General features: G+C 65.6%; 21 protein-coding genes. 5 read left to right on the top strand and 16 right to left on the bottom strand.

Going from position 1 to position 17,524, the window contains the following annotated elements; genetic code table 11:
- Nucleotides 1–35 precede the first annotated feature (35 nt).
- From CRP55_RS28515 to CRP55_RS28460, 13 genes are all read right to left on the bottom strand, one after another.
- Nucleotides 36–557 carry a hypothetical protein gene (locus CRP55_RS28515; protein WP_097323225.1) on the bottom strand — a complete coding sequence of 174 codons (522 nt, stop codon included), beginning with the start codon at nucleotides 555–557 and terminating at the stop codon, nucleotides 36–38.
- Complete coding sequence (locus CRP55_RS28510) at nucleotides 554–1,234, bottom strand: DNA cytosine methyltransferase (RefSeq protein ID WP_097323224.1); 681 nt, start codon at nucleotides 1,232–1,234, stop codon at nucleotides 554–556. The genes CRP55_RS28515 and CRP55_RS28510 overlap by 4 nt, the downstream gene beginning before the upstream one ends.
- Nucleotides 1,231–1,572 (bottom strand): hypothetical protein, encoded by a 342-nt coding sequence (locus CRP55_RS28505; RefSeq protein WP_245923419.1) that lies wholly within the window; start codon nucleotides 1,570–1,572, stop codon nucleotides 1,231–1,233. The genes CRP55_RS28510 and CRP55_RS28505 overlap by 4 nt, the downstream gene beginning before the upstream one ends.
- Nucleotides 1,573–1,836: 264 nt before the next feature.
- Nucleotides 1,837–2,007 (bottom strand): hypothetical protein, encoded by a 171-nt coding sequence (locus CRP55_RS53270; protein ID WP_179855368.1) that lies wholly within the window; start codon nucleotides 2,005–2,007, stop codon nucleotides 1,837–1,839.
- On the bottom strand, nucleotides 2,004–4,010 hold the full coding sequence (locus CRP55_RS28500; RefSeq protein WP_245923418.1) for a hypothetical protein: 2,007 nt from the start codon (nucleotides 4,008–4,010) through the stop codon (nucleotides 2,004–2,006). The genes CRP55_RS53270 and CRP55_RS28500 overlap by 4 nt, the downstream gene beginning before the upstream one ends.
- Nucleotides 4,010–4,378 (bottom strand): hypothetical protein, encoded by a 369-nt coding sequence (locus CRP55_RS28495; RefSeq protein WP_179855367.1) that lies wholly within the window; start codon nucleotides 4,376–4,378, stop codon nucleotides 4,010–4,012. The genes CRP55_RS28500 and CRP55_RS28495 overlap by 1 nt, the downstream gene beginning before the upstream one ends.
- Before the next feature lie 179 nt (nucleotides 4,379–4,557).
- On the bottom strand, nucleotides 4,558–5,094 hold the full coding sequence (locus CRP55_RS28490) for a hypothetical protein (RefSeq protein ID WP_143234955.1): 537 nt from the start codon (nucleotides 5,092–5,094) through the stop codon (nucleotides 4,558–4,560).
- A gap of 18 nt (nucleotides 5,095–5,112) precedes the next feature.
- The gene (locus tag CRP55_RS28485) at nucleotides 5,113–5,616 is read right to left on the bottom strand and encodes a single-stranded DNA-binding protein (protein WP_097323220.1); all 504 of its coding nucleotides are present in this window, start codon (nucleotides 5,614–5,616) and stop codon (nucleotides 5,113–5,115) included.
- Nucleotides 5,617–5,708: 92 nt separating this feature from the next.
- A complete protein-coding gene (locus CRP55_RS28480; protein ID WP_143234953.1) occupies nucleotides 5,709–5,987 on the bottom strand; it encodes a hypothetical protein in 279 nt (92 codons plus the stop codon).
- Between the two features lie 147 nt (nucleotides 5,988–6,134).
- On the bottom strand, nucleotides 6,135–7,049 hold the full coding sequence (locus CRP55_RS28475; protein WP_097323218.1) for an ABC transporter permease: 915 nt from the start codon (nucleotides 7,047–7,049) through the stop codon (nucleotides 6,135–6,137).
- Nucleotides 7,046–7,417, bottom strand: coding sequence for an RRQRL motif-containing zinc-binding protein (locus CRP55_RS28470; RefSeq protein ID WP_097323217.1), 372 nt, complete (start codon nucleotides 7,415–7,417; stop codon nucleotides 7,046–7,048). The genes CRP55_RS28475 and CRP55_RS28470 overlap by 4 nt, the downstream gene beginning before the upstream one ends.
- A complete protein-coding gene (locus CRP55_RS28465; RefSeq protein ID WP_097323216.1) occupies nucleotides 7,417–7,668 on the bottom strand; it encodes a DUF6284 family protein in 252 nt (83 codons plus the stop codon). Before CRP55_RS28465 ends, CRP55_RS28470 begins: the two co-directional genes overlap by 1 nt.
- A gap of 81 nt (nucleotides 7,669–7,749) precedes the next feature.
- Complete coding sequence (locus CRP55_RS28460; RefSeq protein ID WP_143234951.1) at nucleotides 7,750–8,289, bottom strand: DUF2637 domain-containing protein; 540 nt, start codon at nucleotides 8,287–8,289, stop codon at nucleotides 7,750–7,752.
- A gap of 736 nt (nucleotides 8,290–9,025) precedes the next feature.
- Between CRP55_RS28460 and CRP55_RS28455 the strand changes: the two genes are divergently transcribed.
- Nucleotides 9,026–10,201 carry a hypothetical protein gene (locus CRP55_RS28455; protein WP_097323214.1) on the top strand — a complete coding sequence of 392 codons (1,176 nt, stop codon included), beginning with the start codon at nucleotides 9,026–9,028 and terminating at the stop codon, nucleotides 10,199–10,201.
- Entirely contained in the window at nucleotides 10,198–10,746 is a 549-nt protein-coding gene (locus CRP55_RS28450) for a cysteine hydrolase family protein (RefSeq protein ID WP_097323213.1), read from the top strand. Before CRP55_RS28455 ends, CRP55_RS28450 begins: the two co-directional genes overlap by 4 nt.
- Nucleotides 10,747–12,142: 1,396 nt before the next feature.
- Here CRP55_RS28450 and CRP55_RS28445 read toward each other — a convergent pair.
- From CRP55_RS28445 to CRP55_RS28435, 3 genes are all read right to left on the bottom strand, one after another.
- Entirely contained in the window at nucleotides 12,143–12,634 is a 492-nt protein-coding gene (locus tag CRP55_RS28445; RefSeq protein WP_097323212.1) for a HEPN domain-containing protein, read from the bottom strand.
- A complete protein-coding gene (locus tag CRP55_RS28440) occupies nucleotides 12,615–13,817 on the bottom strand; it encodes a DUF262 domain-containing protein (protein ID WP_097323211.1) in 1,203 nt (400 codons plus the stop codon). The genes CRP55_RS28445 and CRP55_RS28440 overlap by 20 nt, the downstream gene beginning before the upstream one ends.
- Before the next feature lie 95 nt (nucleotides 13,818–13,912).
- Nucleotides 13,913–14,782 carry an NgoMIV family type II restriction endonuclease gene (locus CRP55_RS28435; RefSeq protein WP_218854721.1) on the bottom strand — a complete coding sequence of 290 codons (870 nt, stop codon included), beginning with the start codon at nucleotides 14,780–14,782 and terminating at the stop codon, nucleotides 13,913–13,915.
- A gap of 541 nt (nucleotides 14,783–15,323) precedes the next feature.
- Here CRP55_RS28435 and CRP55_RS28430 point away from each other — a divergent pair.
- The 3 genes from CRP55_RS28430 (at nucleotide 15,324) to CRP55_RS28420 (ending at nucleotide 17,473) form a co-directional block, all read left to right on the top strand.
- The gene (locus CRP55_RS28430) at nucleotides 15,324–16,226 is read left to right on the top strand and encodes a hypothetical protein (protein ID WP_143234949.1); all 903 of its coding nucleotides are present in this window, start codon (nucleotides 15,324–15,326) and stop codon (nucleotides 16,224–16,226) included.
- 331 nt (nucleotides 16,227–16,557) lie between these two features.
- Complete coding sequence (locus tag CRP55_RS28425; protein ID WP_097323208.1) at nucleotides 16,558–16,920, top strand: DUF2255 family protein; 363 nt, start codon at nucleotides 16,558–16,560, stop codon at nucleotides 16,918–16,920.
- Between the two features lie 49 nt (nucleotides 16,921–16,969).
- A complete protein-coding gene (locus CRP55_RS28420) occupies nucleotides 16,970–17,473 on the top strand; it encodes a DUF302 domain-containing protein (RefSeq protein ID WP_143234947.1) in 504 nt (167 codons plus the stop codon).
- Nucleotides 17,474–17,524 lie beyond the last annotated feature (51 nt).

Raw genomic sequence — 17,524 nt, 5'->3', positions numbered from 1 at the left:
GCGCCGGGGAATGGTGATCGGCGCGGCGTAGCCGCTCATCGTTCGGCGTAGCCGATGATCTGCCACGCGGCGAGCGTCACCGCGATGGCCTCAGCGATCGAGGCGACCAGCAGAATCGGGTGGTCCGGTCCGGTCGTCCAGTACCAGCTAAGCGCCACGATGCCCGGTAGCACGAAGACCAGCAGGTCGACGCCGAGTTGGATGCGTTTGCGCTGCTGGCGCCGCCGGTCGCCGCGGTGGGCTGTCTCCCAGCGAAGGACATCACCGCCGACTAGCGAGGCTAGCCGCGGCCCGAGGTCGTTATGCAGGTAGCGGCCGATCGCGGTGACTTTCTGGTCATTGACCAGGTATGTCCAGCCCAGCGCCAGGGTGATCGGCGGCAGCAGCAGCGGCACCGCTGGTCCGGCGATGCGCGCACCGCCGGCTACCGCGGCCACCGCGACGATGACGGAATAGATCAAGTTGTCCCGGGCGCGGATGCGGTCGCGCTGCTCGTCTTTGAGCGTCTTGAATTCGTCGCGCAGGACATCGACGTGTCCACTGTCGCCAGAGGTCATGAGGCAGTCCGTTGCAGGAGGGGCCACCGCTGGGCGGCCAGGTGACGGCGTAGCTGCTGGCCGATGTGCTGCGCGTAGACGGGCGGGATGGATTCGCGCAGGCCGTCGCGGTTCATCCACGGGGCGCCCATGTCGCGGCGTACGTAGGGCACGTTGGAGAAGTTCCCGACGGCGTGGTACCAGTCGCCCTCGGCGATCGGCCGGCCCATCTTGACGGTGGCCGCGGTGTGCGGCGGGTGGTCCGGGGCGGTCAGCCGGATGTTCGATTCGAACAGGCGGTGGCGGTAGGTGTGCAGCCCGAACATGGCCCCGCACAACACGATCGGGCTTCGGAGCGGGGCGCCGGGCACGTTCTCGATGACCCACGGCAGCCCGGAGGCGATCATCAGCGACCGCATGCTGTCGATCAGGTCGGGATGCTCACGGCTACGGATCTTCCAGGCGCGGGTGTGGGCCTGGCAGGGCGGCGAACCGGCCACGGCCGCGTACTGCCGGATCTCGCCCGTGCGGATCAGTTCCCGCAGGTAGTCCAGGGCATCGGCCAGGACGAAGCGGAACGGGTAGCGCGGTTGCGGGGTGTTGTCGACGCCGGTCACCTCGAACCCGGCCGCGGCGTAGCCGGCGGAAGCGCCGCCCTGGCAGCAGCACACGTCCAGCAGCCACGGCCGGGCGGTCATCGCAGCCACCACACCGCGGCGCTGAGCAGCCCGGCCATCGCGACCACCGCGGCCGCGACCGCGGTCCAGGGGAGGCTGGCCCGTAGTTCCCAGCGGTAGCGGTAGGCGAGCCGGATCAGGACGGCCAGGCCGCCCGCGATGGCGGCCAGGGCGAGGATGCGCGGCATCCACCAGGCCGCGGTGCGGACCGCGAACCAGACCGCTACAGCCAGCGAAACGATGATCAGCAGGACTGGCAGGGCGCGCCGGGTGAACCATCGGATGATCTCTGCGGCGAGGAACCAGCCCATGAAGCGGCGGCCGAATTCGTAGGCGGCGCCGCGCCGGGCATCAGACATCCAGGGCATAAGGGATTCCTTACTGTGCGTGCAACTTCACGGAGTTCACGGATTTCACGGGGATCGCGCGCGCGGGCGCGCGTACGCGCACGCGTAGATGCGCTTTCAGGCGGGTGCGTGAAGTGCGTGAAGTGTGTGAAGACGCACCCGCGGGTGTGACGCTGTGTATAGCGCGCGGGCCGCGCGAGGCGCGCGCGGGGCGCCCCGCGCGTCAGCGCGGATCATCAGGCAGTGCCCGCGTCAGCGGGCTCCGATCCGGGGGTGTCAGCCGTTGCCGACGCAGCCGCGACAGCCGAGCGCGCCGCGGCGGAACTGACGCGCCGGGCGCATCTTGCGGCAGTACCGGCACCGCATCGTGACCACCCGTGTGGCCGACTGGCCGGGCCGCCACGCGGCGGCCCGGCGCAACCGGGCGGCAAGCGCCGAGCCGGTCATGCGGCGACCCCAACCAGGGCAGGGGAGCCCTCGGGCTCGGCCACGATCTCGTAGACACCCCGCTCGGTGCGGCGCAGTAGTGGCGCCGGTCCCTGGCAGAACTCACCGAGGATCTTCGACAGGGTTGGGGGCTTGAGCCCTTCGTCGCCGACCCTGTCCACCAGCGCGGCGAAGTTGGACGGCCGTACGGTCGTCTGCCCGTTGCGCTGGGCGGTCAGGATCATGTGACGGGCCATGCCGCGGATCTCAGCCGGGGTGTACTGCCGGCCGTCCTCGGGTTCGAGGTCGAGCGGCACCCGGCGCCGGTTCGGCACCGTGATCGGCTCGTGCGGGTCCTCATCCGGCGGGCACTCCGGATCGACCGGCGGCGGCGCGCACTCGGTGTCCGCATCGGCGTCCGGATCATCATCGTCGTCCCCGCGGCCAGCCGGCGCCGCCGAAGCGGGCACCGGGGCCGGGGCCGGCGTGCCGGCCGCAGTGGGCGCCTCGCCGATCGAGGCCAGGTAGGTGAGCAGTTCGGCCACGACCTCGTCCCTGTCGATCTTGTAGGTGCGGCCCGGCAGGGACCAATCGTCGGAGTCGGTGCCTGGCAGCTCGGCGTAAAGCGCGCCGGGCTTGCGGTTCGCCCAGCTCGGATCGGCGCCGGCCTCGATGGTCTCCTCCGAGAGCAGCCGGGCCGCCTCCCCGACGTTCTTGACACCCATGCAGATCGCGCCGCCGATGGTCGAGCGCACCGAGGTCGGCAGCCGGTCACCGGTCGCCCGCTGCTGGCCGAGTTGCACATACATGCCGACCGAGCGCACCGACTCGGCCAGCTCGACCATGGTGTCCTCGGACTCGATGAACTTCGACGCCTCGTCCACGATCACGACCATGAACTTCGGGCACTTGCCGCACCCGCTCACCCACTGATCATGACCGTGGCCGCCAATCTGCGCGGCCCGCTTGGCCACCAACGGAATCAGCCCGTCCAGGTAGCGCTCACCCTCGGCCGCGTCGTGGATGAACACGTGCATCGCGTCCCGGAACGCCTTCGGCAATTGCAGGCCCTTGCGGCCATCGATGTAGACGACCTCGGCATCACGCCGCGACCGGGCCTCACAGGCCAGAGCGACCTGCAGGGCCGTCTTGCCCGAGCCGGACTGACCGAGCGCCACCAACACGCCGATCGCGTTGCGGTCCTGCCTCGGGTCGCCGGGCAGGATCAGCGGAATCACCGATCCGGTCTGGTATACCGCGATCCGCAGCGGATCGGCGATCGAGCCGCCCGGCGCCGACAGGCCGGGCCACGCCGGCGGGTGTTCGAGCATGTCGACCGGGGAGATCTCGATCCGGCCGGTACGCGGGGTGTTGCGGTCACGGATCATCCGCACCCCGCCGACCGGCACGTCGTGATGCGAGGCGATGGCCGTGCGCACGTCGGGCTTGGCCAGGCTGCCGAAGTCGGCGCCGGGCAGCATCTCGGTGTGCGTGATGACCCGCCCGTCGACCACCTTCGGCTTGCCGGTCTTGCCGATGTCCTGCAACTCGCGCACCCGCTCGCCCAGCTCACCGAACGCGTGGGCGCGGGCGTCGTCGCCCTTGCCGTGCAGCAGCTTGGTGACCGCGAGCATGATCGAGGCGGTGAACATGATCAGCAGGTAGCTCATGATCTTGTCGAAGGACCAGCGGCTGAAAGTCAGCACGAACAGGCCCCCGCAGGCCGCGATCGACATCAGCATCGACGCCATCCGTAGCGGGAGCTGCCGGGCGCGGCCCACCGCCCAGGTGCACCAGATGATCGCGGCCGAACAGGCCATGATCAGCGCGGAACGCCAGGCGACCTCCCACGCGGTGGGCTGAGCGTAGGCACCCCACAGCCGCGACAGCACCCCGGCCATGATGAGGTTGACGACCGCGGCGACCGGCGGGATCACGTACGGGGCCGGGTTGCCCTTGACCTCGTAGTAGCCGCCGCGGGCCGCGTCCATGCCGCCCGTGCGGCGGCTGCTCTGGCCGGCCATCAGGCGGCCCTCCGGCCGTTGTTGGTGCGCCCGCGGACGGTGAAGTCGGTGGCGCCGGGCTGTTCGTCGTCGAGCGCGACCAGGAACGCCTCGAAGCGGTTGCGGCACACCCGAGCGTAGGCGGCCACGGTCAGGAACTCGTCCGCGGCGCGCACGAGCGGCCGGGCGACCTGCCGGCCCCAGAACTTCGCGCGCATCCGGGACAGGCCGTTACGCCGGCCGTAGCGCTCGATCTTCATCCGGATCATCCCGGCCAGCTCGTCCACCTCGTCGTGGGCGGCGATACCGAGCGTGCGGATGCCTTCGAGTAGCTGAAGCAGATCCTCGTCGTCCTTGATGTCGACGTCGGGCATGAGGCGGCGAGCCATCACTGTCCTTTCACGAGAGTAAAGGGCACGCCGGACGGGGTCGCCCGGCGCACCGCGGCCCCCGCCCTCGGCACGTCGCCGGGGCGAGGCGAAGCAGGAGGGCGCGACATGCGCCAGGGAAGAGCGGACAAGGGATGCGCGGCGCCGCGGGCGTCAGCCCGTACGGCGCCGCGGGTGGGTCAGTAGCGCTCGACGTAGAGCTGCCCGGCCCGGGTGGTCCGGATGATCACGTCGTGGGTGTGCACCTCGGCGCCGCCGGGCAGGATCACGTACGAGCTGCCGGGCCAGCGCTGACGCGCGTCGGCGAGGTCGATCGTGTCGTCCACAGTCACGGCCTCCAACAGGCCCCAGCGGACCAGATCGGTCAACTCGTCCATGGCGATCATGCCGAGCATGTAGGACAGGCTCAGACCCATACGGGATCGGCCGGGCGAGCGCAGCACCCGATGCGGGTCGTCGTTGGCGTAGCTCTCGCCCTGCCGGGACATGGTCAGATAGATGCGCTGCCGGTAGGTCTTAATCAGGCCCGGCGTGAGGCGCTCGACCTCGTCACCGTGCAGCTTGGCGACGATCAGGCCACGCTCGGCCAGGTCGCACACGGCCTCCGGGCTTGCGTCCTGCTGCTTGAGCACGTCGCCGAGCCGCGCCCGCTCACCGCACCGGGTGATCAGGGCTCCCAGCACACGCCATTGCTCGGGTTGAAGAGGGGTCTTCATCGCTCTCCGATCGTGAGGCTAGAACGGGGGTTCGTCGTCAGCCGCGGCACCGACCGCAGCCGTCTTGCGCGCCGCCGAGGCGGGCACGGACCACGGGTCGTCCGCCGAGCCGCCGCGCGGCGCACTCGCCGCGCCGGCCTTGCCCGGCTCGGCCGTGCGGGTCATCCGCATGACCTTGGCGCGGGCGTAGCGCAGGCTCGGGCCGACCTCGTCGACCTCCAGCTCATAGACCGTGCGTTTCTCGCCCTCGGTGGTCTCGTACGAGCGCTGCCGGAGGCGGCCCTGCACGATGACGCGGGCGCCGCGCTGAAGCGACTCGGCGACGTTCTCCGCCGGATCGCGCCAGATGTTGCAGGACAGGAACAGCGGCTCGCCGTCACGCCACTCGCCGGACTCCCGGTCGAGGTAGCGCGGGGTCGAGGCGATCCGGAACTTCGCGACCGCGGCCCCCGACGGGGTGAACCGCAGCTCGGGATCGTCGGTCAGGTTCCCGACGACCGTGATGGTGGTTTCGCCGGCCACGACGGGTGGCCTCCTTCGCAGAGGTGGGCTGACTGCCTCCTGGCAGCCACCGCACGAAACCGTTGTGCCGCAACGGTTCCGGCGGAGCGCTGTCAGGCCGCGGCCTGCCGTCGGCGGGCGACACCCTCAGCGATCGAGTGCTGGTAGTCCGCGGCGGTGGGGTATCGGGCGCCCGGGTCGGTGTAGGGCCGCGACTCGGAGGCGACCGCGGCGAGCAGCCGGGCCGTGCCCGGGTCGATCGGCCGGCGGCGGATCATGACCGGGGCCGCGGCCGGGGCGCCGGCCGCTGGCTGTCGGGCCGCATCGAGTCGCACCCGGTCGGACACGACGCCGGGCGGGTGGTCTGCGGCAGGCGGGCGGTGTGCCCGCACGCGGCGAACGTGGTCTCCACGAGCGGGCGATCGGAGGTGGTGTCGGCTGCCATACTGGGCGCCTCCTGACGGTTCCAGCGGGATCGAAGGGGTGACCGGCGGCACGGCACTTCACTTGGCGGTTGGGAGCCGTGCCGCCGGGCGAAATCAGTGATCGGCGTGCATCAGGTGAGCCAGGGCCGCGCCCATGCCGAGCACGGCGACCGGGATGCACGCGACCGCCGCGGTGACCGGCCACGGGGCCGTGGTCCAGCCGGCGGCGGCCATCAGGTGGTAGACGATCTGCCCGAGCCCGCCGACGATCAGCGAGGCGATCGCGGACCGCTTGGCGAACGTGCGGGCCTCGCCGACCGCGCGGCCGGACAGCCACGCGTAGAGGGCGTACGCGGCGTAGGTCTCGACGCCGATCGGTAGCGTGATCGCGGTGTTGAGCTGGAAGTCCGAGATGCCGGGCAGCAGCGTGACCATGCCGAAACCGGTCAGCCGGCCCATCTCGACCCAGCCGCCCCAGATCGCGGCGAACGCGGGCAGGCACAGCAGCAACACCGGCCAGACAACCGGCTTGCGCCGTGCCACGGTCGGCGTGACCGGTTCGTTCGGGTCGGGCCAAGGGCCGCGCTTGATCTCGGCCTCAGTCAGCACGTCCGGCTTGGGCAAGGTGCCGGGTCGGGCGTACGGCGTGAGTGGCTGCTGCTCGGTGACCGCGGTTGGAACCGGGTCCACGACCGGTTTGGCCTGCGGTTCCGTCGTGTCCGCGGGCGGCTCGTCGACGATGCCGTGCGCGGCTATGACCTCGGCGAGATCGATCACCGGAACCGGGTCCGGGGCGGGCTCGGCGGGCTCATCCAGCGGGTCTGCCGGAGCCTTGTCCGGGGCCGGCGCGGGCGGGGCGGTGAGCGCGGCGAGGACCGCGCGGGCCTTGGGCGTGCCCACCCGCAAAGCTTTCTTGAGGTGGTTCTGGGACGGGATCTCGCCCAGCTCGGCGGCGAGGTCGCGGGCCTGTGGGATCAGGTCGGCGACGTCGGGCGGGTAGGCGCTCGGCGCCAGCGTGGATGCGGTCATGCAGCGACCTCCGAGGATGCGCAGGAAAGGCACTCGCCGAGCGAGCGCGGGATCACGTAGGGCCGCACCAAGCGGCAGGTGGGACAGGTCCGGCGCGCCTGCATCGCCTTGCCGAGCGCGGCCCACACGGCCGGGGTGGCGGTGCGCTTGGGCCGGGCCAGGTCGAGCCGGTAGAGGTAGGCGGCCCGGGTGCCGCCGACACCGGCCCACAGGACTTGCGCGGCGACCGGCTGACCGCCGGGGCACAAGCCGCGTTCACGAAGCTGCCGGCGCGTGGCGTACCCGGCCGGAGCACCCCGCCACCAAAAGGTGGGGATGCCGTACCGGTCGCCGTCCGGGTCATGGAACGCGGCCCGGACGCGGGCCATCAGGCCGCGCGGCGCGGGGTCGGGCGGTACGAGCGACCGGCGAGGTAGGCGAACGTTTCGCGGATCACCCGGGCCTCGGCGCGGCGCAGCCGGCGCCAGTCCAGAGCCGTCGGGCCGCCGCGCTCGTCGGCGGTCAGGATGCTGATCTCGGCGTCGAGCCACGCCACCTCGGCGTCGATCCGCGGCTGTTCGGCCTCGATCGCGGCCAGCTCCGCAGGGCTCGGCTCGTCGTCGTAGTTGATGTGCTCCAACGGGGTTCCTCCTGAGACAGGGCCGGTGCGGCCCCAGCAGAAGCACTGGGGCCGCACCGGCAATTGGTGTTGATGGGTGGTTCAGGCGCTGGTGAGGATGTCGTCGAGTTCCTTGCGCATCCGGCGCTTGCCGCTCTTGACGATCCGTTCGGTGGCCTGCCGGTTGGCCTTGCGCGTTGCGCTGGCCTTCGCTGCCGCGGCGGACCGCTTCGCGGCCTGCTCCCGGGCCTCTTCGACCTCGCGGCTCTCGATCCGGTCGGACAGCCACTCGGAGAGCACGAACAGCGCGACGATCAGCACGCCGTAGATCCGCTCGCCGAGCGTGTTACCAGCGAAGACGTTGCACGCCAGGCTCAGCGCGCCGGCGGTGAGTTGGACTCGGAAGCCGAGCCGGCGGGTCGAGCTGGAGAACGCTTCGCTGCGCATGACCATGCCGATGACGGCGATGCCGTCGACCGCGAATGGGGTCGTCCAGGACTGCCAGCCGTGCAGGTCGAGCTTGTGACTGGCCTCGATGATGTGCGTGAATGACACCGCGAGGGCGCCGAGGAAGTACAGCTTCACGATGGCCTTGATCAGGGAAAACTTGGTCACTGATGGCTCCTTCGCGAAGCGGAGCACAACGCCTAACGGGGTGCTCTTGAACGCTTCGCGCTACGCGGGTGCCGGGGCCTCGAACCCCGGTGGCTGCCAGCCACCCAGCCAAACTCAGAAGATCAAACGTGGGCTTCCGATCTCGCTCGCCTCGCTCGCCCGGGACCTACCGGGGTCGACCGCCATGCGGCTCAATGCGAAGTAACTACTGCTCACGGCAAGCCCTGCCGCTGTACTGCTGGCACCGCTCACAACGCCGTCTCCCGACGGGCCGGCTAAAGCACCTGACCGTTTGCTTTGCAGATCCGGTCAACGCTGCCTCTGTGGAATTCTCAACGAACGAATGCGCTTGCTTCAAGCGCTTCCGTATTGCGCTTCAAGGTAGCGGTACGCGGACCGGTTGCGCAAGAGGGTGGCGGTATTGTGTTGGTTATGGCCGATGAACGAAGCGCTCTAGCTGCTGCAACGCGGCGCTACGAACGAACGGAAAGTGCCCACGAGGAGGCTCGACGCGAAGCGATCGAGGCCGTCTTGGCGGCCCTGCGGGCGGGAATCGGGCCGTCTGAGGTCGAACGGCTTTCGCCGTTCACGGCCGCTTACGTTCGCAAACTGGCACGCGAAAACGGCATCCCGCCAGCGGCGCCGGGGCCGAAGCGAGTAGTCACCACCTGAGGTCGGTACGTCGTCGTGGTCATGCCTCAACCATGGCGACGGAGTGCCCGCGGCGGCAGACGACAGAGGCGGACACAGGGGGACAGGGAACATGTCCACGGACAGAGCAGCGTCCGGCCGGCGCCTTCAGCCCAACCTTGTACTGACCGCCAAGCGCGAGGCTCGTGGATGGACCTCGCGACGCAGGGCGGCGCGCGAGTTGCACCGAATCTGGCAGGCGCACCTGCCGGGCTGCCCCGACATCGAGTCGCTTGAAAAGGCCATCTATAGGCACGAGACTGGGCGCGTACAGGTCCGCGATGATGCTTACCGTCGGTTGTATTGCCTAGCTTACGAGGCAACGCCGCAAGAACTGTTCGGCTCGGTCGAGACTGACGGGCGAAACGCTAGCCGCCTTGTTGTCACGTCGCATAAATTCATCCCGGCATTTGTCGGCGTCGAGCAGGCTGCCCAGCTCAGGGCCCGGCCGGATGCCGTGCCCGGTATCGAGCATTGGCTGGATTGCCGAGTGGCGCCTGTAGACGTCATAAGTGGGAGATGCGATCTACATGTATGGCCGTTCGGCGTAGCAATATTTCACCTGGTTGAAGAACTAGTATTACCCAACATTGCAGCGCTTAGTGTCTGGCGTGTGCAGTCGTACAAGGACAACATGGCTTGGGCAACTCGGCGGATACGCGACCTTGGTGGCGGTGAACGCGCTGAGGCGGCGTACGTTTTGAGTGCGTATTGGGTCAATGAGGCACCGTGGGATGGGGATGCGCTTGATACGGCCTTGCGCATACTGGCTATTCCGAAGATTCTTCTAGAACGCGATATCGACCCTGGGCAGTCTCTTCACAGGGCTGAATTGGTCGAGCGCGCTTTACTCGCCGAGGGTTTCGAGCATGCTGACATGATCCCTTTTGGTATCAAGGGGATCTCCATGGGCTACGCTTCATGGTCGGGCGTGGTGTACTACCCCGTTGCGAATCAGCGCTCATTAGCCGAGGATGATCTGGTGCACTGTGAGCTAGCGGTTCAGTCATTGTGGGCATACTCCGACCACCTCAATAGGCTGATCGAACGTGGATCCGATCCGTTCGTGCCGGACGAGTATGGTTGGCGCTTTGTTAGGGGAGCACGGTCGAGAATTACCAACGCGCGACCACAAGAGACCGAACAGCATCGCTCTATGAGAAACGCAATCCTCGCCACCTGTGATCTTGAAAGCAACCTCGCGCAAGCCATCGAAACACTTCGCCACAGTGCCGGAGGTAGGCCGTGATTCCCAGTTCATCAGTTCTAGTGGTAGTTGACGTTCAGAACGGATTCATCCGGCCACCCTCTGCTCCGGTGGTTCCCGTAATCGCCGGATTGGTTGAGCATTGGCAACAAGAGAGTGGCGCGGTGGTATTTACCCGCTATCTCAACTATCCCGGCAGTCCATTCGAGCGCATGATTCATTGGGAAAAACTTCAAGAGTCGCCGGAAACCGATATTGTTCCCGATCTCGCAGCCTTGGCAGAACATTCCATCACGCTCGATAAAAGAATCTACAGTCTGTTCTCTCCGGAGGGAGCGCAACTCGTCAAAGAGCGAGGATGGACAGATCTCTATATTTGCGGAATCGCTACGGAAAGTTGTGTACTCAAAACCGCTGTGGACGCATTCGAGTTGAATCTCACCCCGTGGGTTATTGCGGATGCTTCCGCCAGTCATGCCGGTCAAGAGGCGCATGACGCCGGAATGTTAGTGATACGTCGGTTCATTGGAGCGGGGCAGATCATCCGAGTTTCCGATGTACCTCTTTCCGTCAACGCCGCGGTGTAATGTAGCGATTGCGTTATTTATCGAAGTTTTTCGTCTGGATCAGACGGTAGCGAGGAGATCCGACGGTCAATTTCGGTAAGGTCCGGGTTGAATTCCGTATAGCCAGTCGCCCTGAAAGCCTCAAAGTGGGGTTGGAGTCCTTGCGTCATGATGTTGACTATTGCCTGAAGATCTAGTCCGTTGACAATCGCTGGTATTGTCTGCGGGGCTCTGTCGTATTCATTGCCGAGATAAAACTGGTGGCCGCCGGCTGAACGATCTTGACGGCCGTCCAGTCGGCGCCTCCATGCGACTACAGCGCGAGGGCCAACAGTGCCGTCCGTGACCGCATGATGCGCGTCATGGTTGAGGCCAGCCAGATAATTGGCGACCGCCAAATCTGAAGCCCTGCCTTTATCGTGCGCTTTTACTAGCCTAAATAGCGGTCTCATCCAGTCGTTCCTCTTGCTTAGTAGATACATGCCTCCCGATCCAGCTAGGCCGACACGCGGCGCAGGCGATCCAGGATTGCTGTCCGTTTGCCAACTCGTAAATCGGTACCAGTGCCGTCGCGTTGATCGTTCCACAACATTGTCAATGCTATAGAACCTTCGTCCTATGCCGCGAACGAATGCGGGGATGACGATGAAGTGCTGACCTCCGGGAGTGGAATATAGATGTCTCGGAAGTTGCGCATTGGAGGCATCGGAAAGCAAGCCGAGTGTCCGCTCAAACCCGAGCCCGCCTCGTCCTCGAAGGACGGCACTAATCCACTCTGATGGCTGCGTACCCCTGGAGGTGGCGCCTAGGCCCGCGTACGCGATCAGTCCAACGCCGTCTTCTGTTCGAAGCTCTACAATCTTCATTGCGTCGTCGATCGGTGGTCGTGCGCGACCAAAGGACAGCCGGCGGTCAGCCAGCAGCCAGATGCTCTCGCGACTGTGCACGCTGAGAATCAGAGTCACGAGGAGCATGTTAGACCCTGTTGGGCATACCTCTCGTCTGCACGAAAGTACAGCGACTGCTAGCTGTCTGATACTAGGTGCACCGAACGAGCGCCCGAGATTCGGAAGCTACAGCTGGGGACAACCTGGGGACCACACGGTGTGCACGTGAGTGCGCGGGCCTCCACACTTGACAGTCGCTTGAACGACGTGCGTCGCGCATGACGTGCGCAAACGTCTACTCCAACGGCCTGGGGGTCGTGCGGTTCGGGAATGAGTGCTCGACGGCAGCGGAAAAGGGTCTCGCGGCCCCCTCTCACTGCGGCAGCGGGCCTGGCCGTTCCAGGCCGGCGTCCAGTCTGCGCCTCCGGAGGCCCGGCCCCAGCGAGGGCAGGGGCCGGGCGCGGATTAGCTGGCCGCGTCCGGCCCGGCGCCCTGGACGAGCCTGAGCGATTGTCAAGACGACTGGAATGTCAAGTAAGCATTCGCTCTAGAACCCAAGCATGAATATCGTCCACGACCGCCTTGTACGTGGAGACACTGAGCTGACCCCCCCGATAACTTTGCCCATGTGCTGTTTTATTACGTATTTCGACGAGTGCGCCTAAGGAGTTGCGCCTCTCGTGCGCATTCAAGAACTCCGCTAGTTCCTGTGACCACGTCTCGCCGAAGCGGCTAATCAGGGTTTCCAAAGCGCCCGGAGAAAGGTTAGGCGCCTTCTTAAAGAAGGATATGCCGAAATTGCGCACTGCCTCGTTGTGCGAATCGGCTAAGAAGCCGCTGACCGCCTCGAAAAGCAGCTGCTCAAGATACCCCGAAAGGCGGATACACATATACTTGTGCAGGTCCTCTTGCAAGCTGAAGTCCAAGTCGACCAACGCCTGCCTGTAGCGCAGATAGGCGGCGTCCAGCTCGGACTTTATTCGCAGGACCGCTACTCGTGCCTTATCCTTGCTCGTCGGCAAGGGATTCTCCCATGAAGGCACGGGTTGCGAGCTTTATCCGAAGACTCACCTGGTCGCTGTGGGACGTACTTTCCGATACGGCGTTAAGGTAGTCGTCGTTTGAAGTTAGCGTTTCTAGGGCTTCGCGTACGTTGTCAGCGTCAAGATCCGCCTGAGTCAATGCGGTCATCAGTCCTACAAGCACAGCATCCGTGTGGGCCGCGTTGATTTGAGTCCCCCTAAGGCGCAGCGCAGCGCGTCCTCGTGCCTCATTTAGTAATTGAGCGGCACGCTCAAAACGGGAGCGCACCCCTTCAGCATCTGGGGGAAGCTGATCTTGATAGATTTCGAGGTAGTCATTAAGATACCTCGCCATCGGCGGCCGGAAGGACTTGGTTCCGCGCGCCACTGGCATTAGCGAAAGTGCCCTTAGGATCAACTCATGATCTTTGAGGTCCTTATTGTGTGGGCCGAACACTTCACGCCAGTTCTCATCTTGGTTAAGGTCCCGGATGAAGTTGACCGTTGTTCCGGCGTATAGTGCGACCCTGATCTGCTGAGGTTTGAGGTTTGTGCCCCCACTATTGATGCGCTCAAAAAGGGAATACACCCCTCTCTTGCCGTCCGGCCCCTTCGGCACAACGATCGTGGCTTGGATGAAGGTGTTATCGAAAAGTCGTTGCGCCTTAGGGTCAAGATTCTCGTAGGTGCTTCCTTTGAACTCGTCACCCACGTATCTCAGCGAAAATTTGCTGCGGCCCCGCGGCGTTCGCCAGTAGCCCGTCTTAAAGGCTTGGAGGGTTGTCATTCTCTGCTGACCGTCCAGTACTAGATACCGGCGATCGCTGAGTTCGACTAAGAATACTCCAGGTACAGGATATCCCAGAAGAATGGACTCGATAAAGCGATCCATCTGGGGCTTCTTCCAGACGAGCCCTCTCTGGAAGCCTTCAAAACCAGCCATTTCCTCCGAGTTGATCGGCTCGAAGGTTGGAATGATGAAAGTTTCGTTGTTCAACCTCTTCACAAGGCCGTCGACATCGAAATCTGCTCCGAAGTACCGAAGAGCGTCTTCGGCGTGAACGGGGTCGCTGTCCACTTCGTCAACTTCGGTATCAAGATCGACAACCTGCGAGCTGTCCTCAGGTTGGCTGTCTTCGAGGTCCTCAGGATCGGTAGAGTTGGCCTGCTGGTCGTCTGTCATACCGCGAATCCTAGTGGAGAGGCGCTAGATCGTGGATCTCATGTCCGAACGCGGGCGGTGGACGTTCCTTCTTGGAGTTGAGCGCGGGCGCCGCCCTAGATCGTCAGATCAAGCGGGAGATCTGAGATGTCCTTGAGCCGGCGTCCCTTAATCATCGTCTCAAGTAATTCGAGGTTGTCATCATTGCCGTGCTTTTCCATCGCATCTAGGAGCTCAGGCAGAGCAATGTGGTAGACACAGTCCACGTCACCCGTTCCAAGAGCTAGGGACGACAGCCGAGAGGGCGTTGGCTCCGCCGTGACAACTACGATGTGGGGCAAGCGGCCCTTTCGGTTACGGATGAGGTTGAGCGCCTCCGATCGAGCGTTCTGCGCTCTATCCGACCGGAGGGTCCACTTGCATGACACTACAGCATGAAGGATTGGCAGTCCCTGCATGTCTGCGCGGATCGCTGTCAAACGTGCGAACTGGTCATCGACTAGTAGAGATCCTTCATTAATGTGGTCGTCGGGCTCAGGCTGCCGAGTAACGACGATGTCAGGCGAGATCGCGTACGCGTTACCGAGCACGGAGATGAGCGTCGGATCCCGCTCGATTGCCTCCGCTAGGTCGGCCAGGTGCTGGTAGGGCTCGTAGGCCGCTATGGCCGAGCGTCGGGTGTTGCCGATCTTCCGTACTTCCCACTTCCCGGGGCGCAACATCCAGAAGGCGGGAAATGTCGCCCCAAGGTAGTTCGCCGTGGCCTCCTCGAATGAACCCCCGAGTGTCTGGCCGGCAGCGCGCTCGGCCTCGGTATCTACGAGGAGGGACGTGGCGATCTCGGCGCCGACCGCGACCGACAGCCGATTGGCGCGGTCGGCGATCGAGGCGACGCCTCGAGCGTCAACCGTGAGGGTGCCTTCCGCTACAAGGCCAGCGTGGAACTCAGACCTCATCTGCTGGATGAGTGATTCGTGGTGCGACACCGTCATTGTCTATCAGATCGAGACGGCGGTTCAGCAGTCACAGGGCTCCGCGAGGATGGGTCGCAGGGGACCACCTGGGGACCACACGGTATGCGCGCCTGTGCGTGGGCCCACACGTTTGACGTAGATCTGAACGGCGCGCATCACGTTTGACGTGCAGAAGCGCCAACATCAACGGCCTGGGGGTCAAGGGGTCGCAGGTTCAAATCCTGTCAGCCCGACAATCCAGAAAGGGCCCAGGGTCAGGCTATATACCCTGACCCTGGGCCCTTTCTGCTGTCCAGTAGTCTGGATTCCTACTAGGCGGCTCGGAGTTGGGGCCGTTGGTGGCGCTGAGTGCCGGGCGTCCGGGCGAGCCGAGTGCCAGGCATCGTCGTGAGGGTGCTGGATTGGTCAGTTGAGTCGGATCGGTGTGCGTTCATCTCCTCTCAGAGTCGTTCCGCGAAGCCGGTGCTGGGCGCACACGGGCGATGAGCCCGGCCAGGATCGGCTGGCTCCGGCCGGCGCCCCGGCCATGGCGATAGCCATTACAGTCGCATTCGTGAGCGCAGATCAGGGTCTTGTCCAGGTGTCCGATTCGTTCGGTGTACGCCGTGCCCGAGCCGGATCGATCGTCGCGGATGACGGGGCAAACTATCAGGTCAAATGGGATGACACCGGCGAGGAAGAGCTTGTCCCGCGGGGCGCCGGCGTTCACGTCGCGGCGAGGGGCTCGCTGCGTTTCCTGGCCCTGTCCGACTCCCGGCTGTTCCACGCCATCTTTGCCCAAGAGCCCCTCGCGGTGATTCTCCGCCTGTTGGCCGAGTCGTCGGTCCCGCTGAAGGTGCGAGAGATCCGGGAGCGTCTGGCCGAGCTCGGTCTCCGGAACGAGACCTGGGCCCGGCACGGGCCCCGCGCGCTGGCGGTTCTGCCCAAGTGGCCAAATGTCGTCCGACGTCAGAAGGGCGACACTCTGGCCTACACCTGGGTGGGGGACGACCTTCCCGAACTCCCGTCAGAGGCCGAGCCGGAACCGGAGCCGGCACCTACGCCCGCGCCTGCGTCGAAGCCCACTCCTTCTCCCACCAAGCCGATCGCGGCGGCTGCGACACCGGCCGAACCGGCGGTGCCGTCCGCCGAGCGCCTTCGGCGCCAGATGAACGCCGCGCGGAGCCTCGGCGAGGTCGCTCGCCTGCTCACGCTCCCGAGAGAGTTCGTGGCTGAGCTGTCACCGGAGGTGGTCGCCTCCGCGCTCCGACGGGTCGCCGCTGAGGATCGGCTGGTTGCGGGCTGGCTCGACGCCCTGACCGCCTCCGGGCCGATCGGTGCGCTGACCGAGGAGCTGGCGACGGCCCGGGCGGCTAACGCCGCACTCCAGAGCCGGGTCGATGAGCTGGAGGAGTGGTGGACGGCCCTTGAGCAGAGCACCGATCCGGGCGCCGCAGTCCGTCAGCCGGGTAGCTGAGGAGCTCCCGGTGCGCCGACTCGGAAGTGGGTAGGTCGACCGGTGCGATGCCAGCCCACGCGACGGCCTGGCCAGCGCGTGCCTCAGACATTCCTCAGCTGCGGCTGCAGCCGGCGGCAATCAAGGTGCTTCTGCGCGGCTGAAGGAATCGGCTGGAGTGGACCATGTCCATGCCCATCGGTGGCAACGAAGGCGACCTGATGCCGCGCCGCTACGGGCAGAGCGCGGTTGCCCGTTCGTGCGTGAGCAAACGCGGGGTGCTGCGAAACATGCTGATACCTAGTCGAACGACGCATGCCTTCAGGCTGGAAGGCCGGGCATCGTCATTGGCATGTCTACCGCGTTGCACGCCCACCTGCGTGACACCGACACCGTGACCGTGCAGACCGTCGCCGCCGACGGTTCGGTCCACCGAACTCCGATCTGGGCCGTCGATGTCGTCGGGATCTCGTACATCCGCTCCTCGCACGGCCCGTCAGCAGCCTGGTATCGGCGGGCGGTCGGTCCGGAAGGGCTGGCCGTAATCGTCGACGGGCGGCCGGTGCGGGTCACCCTGACTCCGGTCAAGAACGAGCAGGTCCTCGACGACGTCGACAGCGCCTACCGGACCAAGTACGCCGACCAGCCCCGGTTCGTACGCAATCTGGTCAGCCGCACGGCACGACCGGCGACCCTCCGCGTCGACCCGGCCTGACCGGCCGCCCGGACGTCCTTGCGAAACAGACCAGCGAAGGGAGCAAGAAATGGCTCAGGAGAATCGGATCCAGGTCGGCGTAGAACGTGTTGTGCTGACCTCGGACCGGCCGATCGACGAGGTGCTGGCCGACGTGAACGCCGGTATCGGGCAGGCCGATATCGCTGTCCAGGCCAAGACCTGGGCGCAGGCGCGGACGTACCCGGATTTCGAGGAAGCGGTGCGGGCGATGGCGGGCCCGTCCGGGCTGACTCGCTTCATGCACATCGGCCTTGATACGGCGCTGCGCAAGAACCCCGACATCACGCCGTACCGGCTGGAAAGGATCATCGCCGGCAATCCGGTCACGATGAGCGGGATGACCCGGTACGTGCCGCACGCCGGCTCGTACGCCCCCGTCACGATCCTGATCTGGCAGGCCGGCGACCAGGTCAATCTGGCGTACGACACCATGGTCAGCTATCTGAGGCCGTACGGCGATGAACGAGCTCTCGCGGTCGCGAAAGAGCTGGACGACGAGGTGCTGACGCTGCTGCGTGCTGCGGCCGGATGATCCGTACGACGGGTCCGTCGTGACCGTAGGCCAGTCGAACAACGGATACCG

It is taken from the genome of Paractinoplanes atraurantiacus, assembly GCF_900215205.1.
Taxonomy (GTDB): Bacteria; Actinomycetota; Actinomycetes; order Mycobacteriales; family Micromonosporaceae; genus Actinoplanes; species Actinoplanes atraurantiacus.
The sequence above is the reverse complement of the archived record's forward strand: the minus strand, read 5'-3'. Positions and strand labels throughout refer to the sequence as shown.